A 12,106-nucleotide genomic window follows, 5' to 3' on the forward strand; every position below is an offset into this window, starting at 1 on the left:
ACGAAAAACCCTCGACTGGCATAATCCGGCCGAAGTACTCCACAAACACCTGGTTGCAACCGCCGCTTGAAACCGCCGTGCGGGAGCCCACTGCATCCAGGATCGGGCACGATCTTGCGAAGTGGAAGCAGGCCGGCACGGCCCACCTCTAGCACGGGTGTACGAAAGTGCTGCTAGGGTGGCCCCATGACGCAGGTCGCCTACCAGCCGTCGATGCTCGACCTGGCCGACGCCGGGCCGACCCTGGGGCCACTGCCCGATCTGATCCGCCGGCACCAGCTCAGCCGGGGCGCCTGGGTCGACCACCTTCCCGGCTGGGTGCACGGCTCCGACACGGTCCTCGACACCCTGCTCACCGAGGTGCCCTGGCGCGCCGAGCGGCGCACCATGTATGACACCGAGGTCGACGTGCCCCGCCTGCTCTGCTGGTATGACGGCGAGGCTCAACTGCCCCACCCCGTGCTCACCGAGGCACGGGCCGCGCTGACCCGGCACTACGCGCCCGAGCTAGGCGAGCCCTTCGTCACCGCAGGCATGTGCCTCTACCGATCCGGCCGGGACAGCGTCGCCTGGCACGGCGACACCATCGGCCGTTCCGCACACACCGACACCATCGTCGCGATCGTCTCCTTCGGAGCGCCCCGCCCGCTGCTGCTACGCCCGCGCGGCGGTGGCGACAGCTTGCGTTTCGGAGTGGGCCACGGCGACCTGATCGTCATGGGCGGCTCGTGCCAACGCACCTGGGAGCACGCCATCCCGAAAACCACCCGCCCGGTCGGCCCCCGGGTAAGCGTGCAGTTCCGCCCCATCAACGTCGCCTAACCCCACCCCACATCGACCCCAGCCCGACCCAGCCCAGCCCAGCCCAGCCCGACCCAGCCCAGCCCAGCCCAGCCCAGCCCGGCCCAGCCCAGCCCAGCCCGGCCCAGCCCAGCCCAGCCCAGCCCAGCCCAGCCCAGCCCAGCGATCTTGCACTTTCGGACGTCGTTGTGCCCCTTTTGCAGAGGATTGTCGGGACAGGACGTGCAAGATCGGCGAGGGTAAGGGGCGGGGAGGGGTGAGGGCTAGAGGAGGCCGGCTAGCTTGTAGAGGACCAGGGAGCCGGCTACCGCGACGTTCAGGCTGTGGCCCTGGCCGACCATGGGGATCTCCACAGCCGCGTCCAGATGGTCGAGCGCCTCGGGTGGGATGCCCGTCGCCTCGTGGCCCAGCAGCACCACCGTGCGGCCCCGAGCGGCGGGCAGGTCACCGAGCCGGACAGCCTCGTCGGCCAGCTCCACCCCGAGGACCCGAGTCCCGGCGGCCCGTTCGGCGGCCAGCCAGCGCAGCGGACTGCCGACCCGGTGGACGCAGCCCGGCTGGCGCAGCGTGTTGCCCCGGGCCACGGCCTCGTCCACCCAGGGAAACGGAGGCACGGCGAGGCAGGCACCGACCGCGTCGCACGTACGCAACAGGGTGCCCAGGTTAGCGCCGTGCATCGGCCAGAGTGGGGCGGCGATCAGGTGACCCCAGCAGCGGTGTGGCCGGGGACGGCGGGCGGCGCGAAGCTCACGCCTCGGCCGGACCCGGATGGCGGCGCTCACGCCGCGCCGGCGACTCCGCCGGACAAAGTAGAAATCATGTAAGAGGTGCTTAGCGGCGCACCCAGGCCCTCACCGACAACAGAGCCCTCACCATACCGCGTTGCTGGACGCCCCTCCGCATGATCGTGCTCGATCCAGGATCGAGTGGTGTCGCCGCGGCGGTGACGCCACTACGTCCAGGATCGAGCACGATCTTCGGCGGCTCGAACGCCAAGATCCGCGCAACTTCGGGGAAGTTGCTGTCTGCGGCACGTCTGAGGCAGCAACTTCCCCGAAGTTGCGCGGATCATTGGGGCCGGGCACACCGGACGGGCCCGGCACGACGGACGGGCCCGGCACGACGGACGGGCCCGGCACGACGGACGGGCCCGGCACGACGGACGGGCCGGGCGCGCGGTGCGATGACCCGAGGCGGGCGGGGTGGGGTCAGTCGCGTTCGATGAGGTGGCCTACCACCGTTGGGCCGAGCATCACCGCGAAGCCCGAGCCGTCACGGCGTGGGTCCGCCGCGGGCAGCTCCACCGGGTCACCGGTGCCGGTCGCGCCGACCGGGCGCGGCCCCACCCAGGCGACGGCCACGTCCGTCTCACCCTTGAGGAAACGGTGGGCACGCACGCCGCCGGTGGCCCGGCCCTTCGCCGGGTACGCCTTGAACGGCGTCACCTTGACCGTCGCCCCGGTGGAGGTGACCACCATCGGCTCGCCATGCCCCGGGTCGTCGGTGCGCACCGCGCCGAAGAACGCCACCCGCGCTCCGGCCGGCAGGCTGATACCGGCCATGCCGCCACCCTTGAGACCCTGCGGACGGACCAGCGCGGCGGGGAAGCGCAACAGCGACGCCTCCGAGGTGACGAAGGCCAGCGTCTCGTCGCCGCCGGTCAGCCAGGTCGCCCCGACCACCTCGTCACCCTCCCGCAGGCCAATCACCTCGAACTCGTCGGACCGCACCGGCCACTCCGGCGCGCAGATCTTCACCACGCCCTGCCGGGTGCCCAGCGCCAGCCCCGGTGAGCCCTCCGCCTGCCCACCCAGAGGGGCCAGGCCGACGACGGTCTCCCCCGCCTCCAACGGCACCAACTCGGCCGCGGACATACCACCCCGCAGCGACACCGTGCCGGCCTGCTCCGGCAACACCGGCAGCGGCAGGACGTCGACCTTGAAGGCCCGACCCGCACTGGTCAGCAACAACACCCGACCACGGGCGGTGGAGTGCACGATCGCGCGTACCGTGTCGTGCTTGACCCGGCCGTTGCGCCGGCGCCCCTCGGCGCTCTCCTCGGACTCGGCCGCGGTCCGGGCGACCAGCCCGGTCGCGGAGAGGATCACCTGGCACGGGTCGTCGGCAACCTCCAGCGGGCCAGCCGGCGCGGACGCCGCCAGCACCTCCTTGAGGTCGCCGTCGACCAGGGTCGTACGCCGTTCGGCGGCGAACTGCTTGACCACGGCCGCCAACTCGTCGGAGACCAGCTTCTTGAGCACCCGATCGTCGTCGAGGATCGCGCTCAGCTCGGCGATCTCGGCGCGCAGCCGCTCCTGCTCGGCCTCCAGCTCGATCCGGTCGAACTTGGTCAACCGGCGCAGCGGAGTGTCCAGAATGTAGGTGGCCTGGATGTCGGAGAGGCCGAACCGGCTCATCAGCCCGTCCTTCGCGGCCTGCGCGTCATCGCTGCCGCGGATCAGCCGGACCACCTCGTCGATGTCCAGCAGAGCGATCAGCAGACCATCGACCAGGTGCAGCCGCTCCTGCCGCTTACGCCGGCGGTACGAGGTGCGCCGGGTGACCACCTCGTACCGGTGGGCCAGGAACACCTCCAGCAGCGCCTTCAGGCCCAGCGTGCGGGGCTGCCCGTCGACCAGGACCAGGTTGTTGACGCCGAACGACTGCTCCAGCGGGGTCAGCCGGTACAGGTCGGCGAGCAGCGCCTGCGGGTTGACCCCCACCTTGCACTCGACGACGAGTCGGGTGCCGCTCTCCCGGTCGGTGAGGTCCTTGACGTCGGCGATGCCGGTCAGCCGCTTGGTCTTGGTGACCTCGTTGGTGATCGCCGCGATGACCTTCTCCGCGCCGACGCCGTAGGGCAACTCGACCACGGTGATGGCCTGGCGACCCCGACTGCCTTCGATCGGGCCGATCTCCACCTTGCCGCGCATCCGCACCACACCGCGCCCGGTCTCGTACGCCCGGCGCACCTCGTCCAAGCCCAGCAGCACGCCACCGGTGGGCAGGTCGGGGCCGGGGACGAACTCCATGAGCTTGTCCAGAGTGGCGTCCGGGTGGTTGATCAGCCAACGAGCCGCCTGGACCACCTCGGCCAGGTTGTGCGGGATCATGTTGGTGGCCATGCCGACCGCGATCCCGGACGCGCCGTTGACCAGCAGGTTGGGGAAGGCCGCCGGCAGCACGGTCGGCTGGGTCAGCGACCCGTCGTAGTTGGGCTCGACGTCGACGGTGTCCTCGCCCAGCTCACCGACGAGCAGCATCGCCTCGCGGGACATCCGCGCTTCGGTGTAGCGCGAGGCGGCCGGGCCATCGTCCGGAGACCCGAAGTTTCCATGCCCGTCGATGAGCGGCACGTTGAGCGAGAAGTCCTGCGCGAGGCGGACCATCGCGTCGTAGATCGCCGTGTCGCCGTGCGGGTGGTACTTACCCATGCAGTTGTGAACGACATAGCCCTCGGCAACGAACGCGTGCTCATCACTGCCGACCTGGATGTCATACGTGACGTCGGGCGAAACCGCCTCAACCGAAGTGACCCGCAGGAACGAACTACCGACCAACGCGTCCAGCCGAGCAGCGAGCGGTGAGCCAAGGCGGTGGAGTTTGTGGATCCAGCCGTCTCGCACCGCCCGCTCCAACTGGAACGACCGGTCCGCGAGCGGAACGCCATTGCGGTCCTTGCCATACCGCACCTTCGGTCCACCGCTCGCCGAGAGCGAGTCACGGAACGCCTGTCCGTCCTGGCCCCGGAACCACCCGCCGCCCCGATGCGCTGCCGTGAACTCCGCGATGACCGGACCGTACGGCAACCGGTCGTTGCCCTGCTTGCCGCTGTACTCGTAGCCGATCTCGGCGACCCGCTGCAAGCCGTCGTGCTTGTATCCGATCCGCACCCAGGGCAGCATCAACCGGGCAAGGTCTGCGGCGTCCCGACCGCTGACCGAGAGACCAAAGAGCGGGTTACCCGCGGAGACGCGACCGCTGGTCCAGTGGTGCCCGTGCAGCCCCAGATCGGCAAGCATGGCATAGATCTGCCGCACCAGCACCTCGCTCGTGCTGACGAAGACGATCTCCCTGAAGCGCTTACGGACGTAGCCGTCCCCGTCAAAGAAGCCGGCGAGGAACGGCACCCACGCCGACCGGTTCGCGATGATGTCGCCCGGCACGTGCTTGTCCCGGCTGAGCGGACGTGTGGCCTCCAGCAGCCCTTCGTGCCGGCTGAAGGTCAGAATGTGCTGGTCGCGGTGGAGGGGATTGCGCGCCTCGCGCTTACCTCGGGAGACGTTCAGTCCACTGGCAATGGCCCAGCCGTGAGCGACATCCAGCGGCTCGATGTCACACATGTGAATCCGGACCCGGCCGTCCGCTTCCCGAGACCGATGGACAGGGAAGCCCTCAGCCACCAGCAGCCCGCGCACATAGTCGTAGACGTCACCGGCAGGCGTCGACACCGCTTTGCGGCGACTGCCGTACGCCAATGCCAATCGCCCCGGGAGATCCCGGGCCTCCGCCCATTGAACCGAAAGGTCATCAGCGACCACGCGGAAGCGCTGGCCCGGCGTGACGAGCATCGTGTGCCCGTTGCTCCAGGTCACGCGCACAAGTTCGGAGGTCGGGTTCCGATAAACAGCAGTCACCGGTACGGAGGCTCCGTCGCCGTCCAGCACGAGGTCCCCGACCTCGATCTCCTCAATGGCCCGCAAACCGACGGGCGTCGAGACGAGTGTGCCGGCAACGAAGCAGTCGCCCACAATGCGTGCGGACTTCACGTGCCCGCGATCCGGGCGGTAACCCTGCTCGTACATCGACCAGAGGATGCGCCGGTGCACCGGCTTGAGGCCGTCGCGGGCGTCGGGCAGGGCACGGGAGTGGATGACCGAGAACGCGTATTCCAGGTACGAGTCGGAGACCTCGGTGACCAGCGGGTTGTCGAAGACCCGCGCGCCGGCCTGGTCGAACGAGGAGAGGTCGACCTTGTTTTCCTTACGGCGTGCCATGACTCAGCTCTCCACTGGAACGGAACGGGCGCTCATGCGTCGATCGCTTCCCGGTCGACCCGGTCTGCGGAGTCGATGAGCCAGTTGCGGCGCGGCTCGACCTTCTCCCCCATCAGCAGCTCGAGGATCCGCTCGGCGGCGTCGACGTCGTCGAGGGTGATCCGGCGGACGGCACGGGTGGCGGGGTTCATCGTGGTGTCCCACAACTCGTCGGCGTCCATCTCACCGAGGCCCTTGAAGCGCGGGATGGGCGTGACGATCTGCTTGCCGGCCTTTTCCAGCTTGCGAACCGTCGTCTCCATCTCGGCCTGCGTGTAGGTGTAGACGGTCTGCGGGTTGCGCCCCTTGGTGGTGATCTTGTGGAGGGGCGGCATCGCGGCGTAGAGCCGACCGGCCTCGATCAACGGGCGCATGTAGCGGGCGAAGAGGGTGATCAGCAGCGTACGGATGTGGGCGCCGTCCACGTCGGCGTCGGCCATGATCAGCACGCGGCCGTAGCGCAGCGAGGCGAGGTCGAACGTACGCCCCGAGCCGGCCCCGAGGACCTGGACGATCGCGGCGCATTCGGCATTGTCCAGAACCTGCTGGAGGTTGGCCTTCTGCACGTTGAGGATCTTGCCCCGGATCGGCAGCAACGCCTGGTATTCGGAGGACCGAGCCATGCGACTCGTGCCGAGCGCGCTGTCGCCCTCCACGATGAACAACTCGCTGCGGCCGATGCCGGTGGCGCGGCAGTCGACCAGCTTCGGCGGCATGGACGCGCCCTCCAGGGCGGTCTTGCGCCGGGCGGCGTCCTTCTGCTGCTTCTGGGTGAGCCGCACCCGGGCCGCGTCGACGATCTTCTGCAGGACGATGCGCGCCTCGGCCTTGGTGCGCCGGTCCTCCAGCCAGGCCTTGACGTGCGCGTCGACCAGGCTCTGGAGCACCTTGGTGATGCCCGGGGTGGACAGCTCGTCCTTGGTCTGCGAGGTGAACTGCGGCTCGGGGATCCGCACGTGCACCACCGCGGTCATCCCCTCCAGGACGTCGTCCAGGGTGGGTGGCTCCTCCTTGGCCTTGAGCAGGCCGCGGGTGTTGCGGACCGCGTCGGCGAGGGCGCGGACGAGGGCCCGCTCGAAGCCCTTGCGGTGGGTGCCGCCGTGGGCGTTGCGGATGGTGTTGGTGAAGCACTCGACGGTGCGCTCGTAGCCGGTGCCCCACCGGAACGCCACCTCGACCTCGGCACGCCGCTGCACGTTGGACTGCATGACGCCGTTGGCGTCCGCGGCGTTCTCCCGGTATGTCCCTTCGCCATTGACCAGCAGGGTGCCGGAGACCGGACGGTCGCCGGCTGGCGCGAGGAACTCCACCATGTCGCTGAGCCCGTTGGGGTAGTGGAACCGCTCCTCGGCGGGTGCCTCGCCGGTCAGGTCATGCAGCAGATAGGTCACGCCGGGAACCAGGAAGGCGGTGTTGCGTAGCTTCGTGCGGACCGCGTCGACGTCGAGTGCGGCGCCGGTCTCGAAGTAGCGGGCGTCGTGCCACCAGCGGATCGAGGTGCCGGTGCGCTGGCCGCGCTTCATCGCGCCGATGACCTGCAGCCCGGGACCCGCGGTGAAGGGCGCGGCCGGCCCGTCGCCGTCGAAGATGCCCGGGACGCCGTGCCGGAAGGACATCGCGTGCACCTTGCCGGCCCGACGGACGGTCACGTCGAACCGGTGGGACAGCGCGTTGACCGCTGAGGCGCCGACGCCGTGCAGGCCGCCGGAGGTCTTGTAGCCGGAGCCGCCGAACTTGCCGCCGGCGTGCAGCCGGGTGAGCACCAGCTCGACACCGGAGATGCCGGATTTGGCGTGCACGTCGGTGGGGATGCCCCGGCCGTCGTCGTCGACCTGCACCGACCCGTCGGCGTGCAGTGTCACCTCGACGTTGCTGGCGTGACCGGCGACACCCTCGTCGGTGGAGTTGTCGAGGATCTCGTTGACGAGGTGACCCACGCCACGGCTGTCGGTGGAACCGATGTACATGCCGGGCCGCTTGCGGACAGCGTCCAGCCCCTCAAGGTGGGTGAGGTCATCGGCCCCGTACAGGGTGTCAGGCTCTGCGGTCAACTGGTCGTACTCCCCGGTCTCGGCGGTGTGCAGCCGGCTACCGGCGACATCAGCCGGCGTGGCGCGCCGCAGCGAGCCTAGCCCGAGGCTAGGACAAGTCCCTTAGCCCCCGCGCCGACCCGCCGTGTGTGAGGAGCCGGACGTGAGCCAACAAACATCCCGCCGGTGATCACGGGGCCACGCAGAGACACCTCCGCCGCTACGCTCACCCATGATCGCGGCCGATTGACACCGGTCGGATGTCGCTGGCGCATCGAGTGGAGGCGATTGTGGTGCAGGACGAGACGATGCGAAGCCCTCTCCAGCGTGCCATCGGCACGCGCGCCCGCCGGTGGCTGCTCGCGGGCACCCTGCTGGCCGGGCTGCTCGCCGCGGTGGCGCTGACGACGGCGGCGGCTCCCGCCGACCGGACGTTCGCCGCACTCTCGGACACCACCCAGAGCCTGATGTCGGTCGTGACGCCGCTCTTCGGCATCCTGCTGGTGCGCGACCTGCGGCGGGCGGGCGGCGACGTCCGGGTCGTGCCGACGGTGCTGGCGGTGTTCCTGCCGGCCGTCGTCATCGGCGTTGTCGGGGTGCTGATCTGCGCCGCGACGCTCGCCCTCACCCCCGCCGACATCGCCGATGATGCATGGCGGCACGCCGGGACGATCGCGGTGGGCAGCGTGCTGACGCAGATCGGCGCCGGCCTGGTGGGCACCGGGCTCGGGCTGCTGCTGCGCTCGACAGTGATCGCGTTCGTCGCCACGATCGTCCTGCCGCTGGGCCTGTTCGCGTTGCTGAGCGTGGACGCTCTCCGTCCCGCCCAGGCATGGCTCACGCCGCTCGGCAGCGTGCGCAACCTGCTCTCGGGGGACATGACCGTGCTGCGTTGGATTCAGTGGTTGTGCGTCCTGCTGATCTGGGGTGTTGGTCTGAACGCCGCTGGCGCGGCCGTGCTGAAGCGCCGCGACCGGGCGAACAGGCCCACCTCGGCAAGGTGATCATCACGCTGACGCGTGCATGTCTTTCATCGAAGTTCATCGAATGAATCCGCTGCGGGCCATTGGCGCTCATCGCACGAGGGTGATCTGATCGCGCCCCCAGAGAAACTTTCATCTTTCGATGGATGGGAGCCCCCATGCCCAGGTTTCGGCGTCGAACGCCACCGGGCACCAGGTGCTCGGCCAGTGCCTCTCCGGCGCCGCCGCTACCGCTGCCCGCGCGGTGTCCTGCGTCCGCGCCGGAAACGGGACGATCTCCGTCTCCTGACCGCGTCACCACTCGAAGGCCCCGCCAACGGCGGTGCCTCCGTCGCGGCGCGAACCGGCCGCTTCCCCCGCCTCAACGATACGGACACCGAAGCGGCGGTACGCGCGGTGCGGACACCGGTGCTGGCGGTCAGTGTGGACGACGACCAGTACACCCCGCGCGAGACGGTGGACGCCTTCTGCGCGAAGCTCACCACAGCGCCGCTCGCCCCGGAAGTACTACACGGTGGCGCAGGCCGGTGCGCCACTGGACCACTTCAGGTGGGTCCGCCCGGGTATCCCGCTGGCGCGGCGGATCGCCCGTTTCGCCGGCGACCTGCCGCCCCGCTGAGCCGTACCGGCCGGCTCAGTCGTCCTGGTCCAGCGGCACCAGCTCGCCGTCGCGCTCCACCTGAATCTCCACGTGATCCTTGCGCGGCGCGACCTCCGTGGTCTTCTTGTGTGGGTTGTTGTCCGGGTGCATGAGCACCGCGTCGGTCTTTGGGGTCTTCTCCCGAGTCTCGTCCGGCTGCGACATCCCGTTCCCCTCTCCGTCAGCGTCGCTCGGGATCTACCCGCCACCGCGCGGACGACTCCTGCCTGCGGCGATGCGGCACCGGGAGAACCGAACGTCCCCCTCGTGCCAGTGCGGCGCGGATCAGCTGGTGGGCGACGGGGTTAGCCGCCCAGGCGGCGGGTAAGCCGCACCGCCCAACACGGCGGAAGGGGATCACATGTCCGAACGGCACACCGCACTGCGCTCGATGCACGATCTGGGCCTGGCGGCCTGGTTCGGGGGCTCCCTCATGGGTGCCTTCGGCGTCAACGGCGCAGCGGCGAAAATCAGCGACTCGACCCAGCGGCTTCCGGTCGCCTCGGCCGGGTGGTCCAAGTGGACCCCGGTCAACGCGGCCGCGATCGGCGCTCACCTGGCCGGCGCGGTCGGCGAACTGGTGACGGAGAGCCCTCGGGTGGCGGCCCAGGCCGGCGTCGGCCGGGTCAGCGCCATCAAGACCGCGTTGACGATCGGCGCGCTCGCGGTGACGGGCTACAGCCGGTTGATCGGGATGCGCCTGGAGAAGGCGGGCGGCCCGTCGGTGAGCGGTGCCACCGAACCGAACCACCAGACACCGGCGAGCGTGGCCTCCTCGCAGCGGCAGATGAAGCTGCTCCAGTGGGCCATTCCGGCGCTGACCGGGACCCTGGTCGTGGTCACCGCGTACATGGGTGAGCAGCAGAAGCCCGGTCAGGTGTTCCGGGGGATACTCGGCCGAGGCAGCGGGATGAAGGGCGCCTCGAAAACCATGATCAAGATGGCGGGGATGAGCAACGGCAAGCGGCCGATGGCGATGGCCGGGCGCTGAGGCGTCGGGCCGGCCGGCGTCCCGCCGCCATCTCGACGGCGGGGCGCTGGCCGGCCCTGCGCGCTCACCGGATCAACGACGGATGTCTGCGCCGGTACCGGGCGGGCAGGCACGGCCCTAGGACGGCACAGCGTCCGCCGACAGCGGCGGACCGACGAGCGGGGTGGCCATGACGGCACACAAGGGACGCGGTGGCGACAACGACCGGTTGGAGCCGGAAGCGGTCAAACCGTGGGGCACCGGCGATGGCTTCGACGCCGACGCGCCCTGGGGCACCGATGAGGACTCGCCGATGGACGAGGGCAGCGAGCAGACCGCGGTGCCCGAGGGACGGCGCGGGGAGCGGCGCGCGGGTGCCTCTGCGGGTCGGTCAGACCCGGCGGGAAAGCATGGCTTCGGCTCGGTGGAGCCGACCCGTACGACGATGGCCGGACCGGGTGCCCCGCCGGATCCGGCACCCAGTGGCCGGACCTTCCCCGACGACGCGGACATCGGCGAATCGACACAGGACGCACTGCGCAGCCGGGGCCGGCGCTCCTGACACCACCCCGGCCGCCGTGCCCGGACCGTGCGCACCGCGGGCGTTACCGTCAGCCAGCCGGCGTGGCCTGGGCCGGAACGGCCCGATCAGCGATCATCGTCTCGGTGAGCAGTTGCGCCAGGCGGTTGGCGTCGCGTTGGGCCTGACCGGCACAGCAGTTGTTGAACAGCACGTGCAGGTCGTCGGACGGACCGGCGAGTTCAGCCAGCAGCCCGGCCCAGTGCCGAAGCTCGTCATCGGCGTACGCGTACCGGAACTTCTCCTGCTTGTCGCCGTCGCCCCAGGCGTCGCTGTGACCGTGGAAGCGGACGATCGCCGGCTCTGCCGTCCTGCTCAGGATCGGTGGCACCGACGACGGGTGCCCCTGGGGCATGTCGACGCAGACCAGTGACAGGTCGTGCGCGCGCAGCAGGTCCAGAGTGTCCGTCGCGGCCGGGCCGTCGAACCACGAGCCGTGCCGCAGCTCCACGCCGACGCGCCACGGCCGGCAACGCTGTGCCAGTTCGATGATCCGGCGTTCGGCGGCCGGGCCGCGTACCAGCCACGGTGGGAACTGCAGCAGCACCGCACCCAGCTTGCCGGCCGCCGTGATCGGGTCGAGGGCCGCACGGAACCGGGCCCACAGCTCGTCGTACGTCCGCTCGGGCAGGTCACGGCGGCGGATCCGGCTCGGACCGGTGGCCGGGCGCAGGTCCCGGGGTAGCGCGGCGACAGGCGTCGGATGGCCGGTGAAGAGACTGAACGCCTTGACGTCGAAGGTGAAGTCGTCCGGTGTGGCGTCGACCCAGCCCTGCGTGGTCTCCGGAACGGGGACGGCGTAGTAGGACGTGTCCACCTCGACCAGCGGGAACCGGCAGGCGTAGAAACCCAGCCTGCGTGCCGGCGTGTTCGCCGAGCGCGGGTACCACCCGGAGCGCAGCAGCGACTGGTCCGCCCAGGACGACGTGCCCACCTTGATCACACCCATGTCATCCAGTGGACCGCTGCGGGCGCGGATCGGCAACCGCTGGGACCCCACGCGCGCCCTCGTGTCGCATCCCCGAAAATGTCGGTGCCTCGTCCTACGGTGACGCCAATTGGACAT

At 70.1% G+C, this 12,106-nt stretch carries 10 protein-coding genes and 2 pseudogenes; 5 read left to right on the forward strand and 7 right to left on the reverse strand.

All coding sequences use genetic code 11. The features are described 5' to 3' along the window. Window positions 1–186 precede the first annotated feature (186 nt). On the forward strand, window positions 187–822 hold the full coding sequence (locus tag ACLQ28_RS21550) for an alpha-ketoglutarate-dependent dioxygenase AlkB (RefSeq protein ID WP_425688076.1): 636 nt from the start codon (window positions 187–189) through the stop codon (window positions 820–822). A gap of 242 nt (window positions 823–1,064) precedes the next feature. Here ACLQ28_RS21550 and ACLQ28_RS21555 read toward each other — a convergent pair whose 3' ends face one another. From ACLQ28_RS21555 to ACLQ28_RS21575, 5 genes and pseudogenes are all read right to left on the reverse strand, one after another. Further along, window positions 1,065–1,583 (reverse strand): TrmH family RNA methyltransferase, encoded by a 519-nt coding sequence (locus ACLQ28_RS21555; protein WP_425688077.1) that lies wholly within the window; start codon window positions 1,581–1,583, stop codon window positions 1,065–1,067. Window positions 1,584–2,009: 426 nt separating this feature from the next. After that, window positions 2,010–4,706, reverse strand: coding sequence for a DNA topoisomerase (ATP-hydrolyzing) (locus ACLQ28_RS21560; protein ID WP_425688234.1), 2,697 nt, complete (start codon window positions 4,704–4,706; stop codon window positions 2,010–2,012). Window positions 4,707–4,763: 57 nt separating this feature from the next. Continuing rightward, window positions 4,764–5,372, reverse strand: a pseudogene (locus tag ACLQ28_RS21565) (LAGLIDADG family homing endonuclease); the annotation flags it as partial. 171 nt (window positions 5,373–5,543) lie between these two features. After that, a pseudogene (locus ACLQ28_RS21570) lies at window positions 5,544–5,798 on the reverse strand (DNA gyrase subunit A); the annotation flags it as partial. 32 nt (window positions 5,799–5,830) lie between these two features. Further along, a complete protein-coding gene (locus ACLQ28_RS21575) occupies window positions 5,831–7,888 on the reverse strand; it encodes a DNA gyrase/topoisomerase IV subunit B (protein ID WP_425688078.1) in 2,058 nt (685 codons plus the stop codon). 239 nt (window positions 7,889–8,127) lie between these two features. Between ACLQ28_RS21575 and ACLQ28_RS21580 the strand changes: the two genes are divergently transcribed. Next, window positions 8,128–8,871 (forward strand): hypothetical protein, encoded by a 744-nt coding sequence (locus ACLQ28_RS21580; protein WP_425688079.1) that lies wholly within the window; start codon window positions 8,128–8,130, stop codon window positions 8,869–8,871. Between the two features lie 121 nt (window positions 8,872–8,992). After that, a complete protein-coding gene (locus ACLQ28_RS21585) occupies window positions 8,993–9,139 on the forward strand; it encodes a hypothetical protein (protein ID WP_425688238.1) in 147 nt (48 codons plus the stop codon). Between the two features lie 345 nt (window positions 9,140–9,484). On the opposite strand, the gene ACLQ28_RS21590 is transcribed toward ACLQ28_RS21585, so the two are convergent. Next, window positions 9,485–9,655, reverse strand: a complete 171-nt coding sequence (locus ACLQ28_RS21590; protein ID WP_425688080.1) for a hypothetical protein — start codon at window positions 9,653–9,655, stop codon at window positions 9,485–9,487. Window positions 9,656–9,851: 196 nt separating this feature from the next. Here ACLQ28_RS21590 and ACLQ28_RS21595 point away from each other — a divergent pair, with 196 nt between their 5' ends. Together ACLQ28_RS21595 and ACLQ28_RS21600 are read left to right on the forward strand one after the other, a co-directional pair. After that, window positions 9,852–10,481, forward strand: a complete 630-nt coding sequence (locus ACLQ28_RS21595) for a hypothetical protein (protein WP_425688081.1) — start codon at window positions 9,852–9,854, stop codon at window positions 10,479–10,481. Between the two features lie 169 nt (window positions 10,482–10,650). Then, window positions 10,651–11,022, forward strand: coding sequence for a hypothetical protein (locus ACLQ28_RS21600; protein ID WP_425688082.1), 372 nt, complete (start codon window positions 10,651–10,653; stop codon window positions 11,020–11,022). A gap of 49 nt (window positions 11,023–11,071) precedes the next feature. Here ACLQ28_RS21600 and ACLQ28_RS21605 read toward each other — a convergent pair whose 3' ends face one another. Then, window positions 11,072–11,989 (reverse strand): DUF72 domain-containing protein, encoded by a 918-nt coding sequence (locus ACLQ28_RS21605; protein WP_425688083.1) that lies wholly within the window; start codon window positions 11,987–11,989, stop codon window positions 11,072–11,074. Window positions 11,990–12,106 lie beyond the last annotated feature (117 nt).

The organism is Micromonospora sp. DT201 (assembly GCF_049841575.1).
Taxonomy (GTDB): domain Bacteria; phylum Actinomycetota; class Actinomycetes; order Mycobacteriales; family Micromonosporaceae; genus Micromonospora.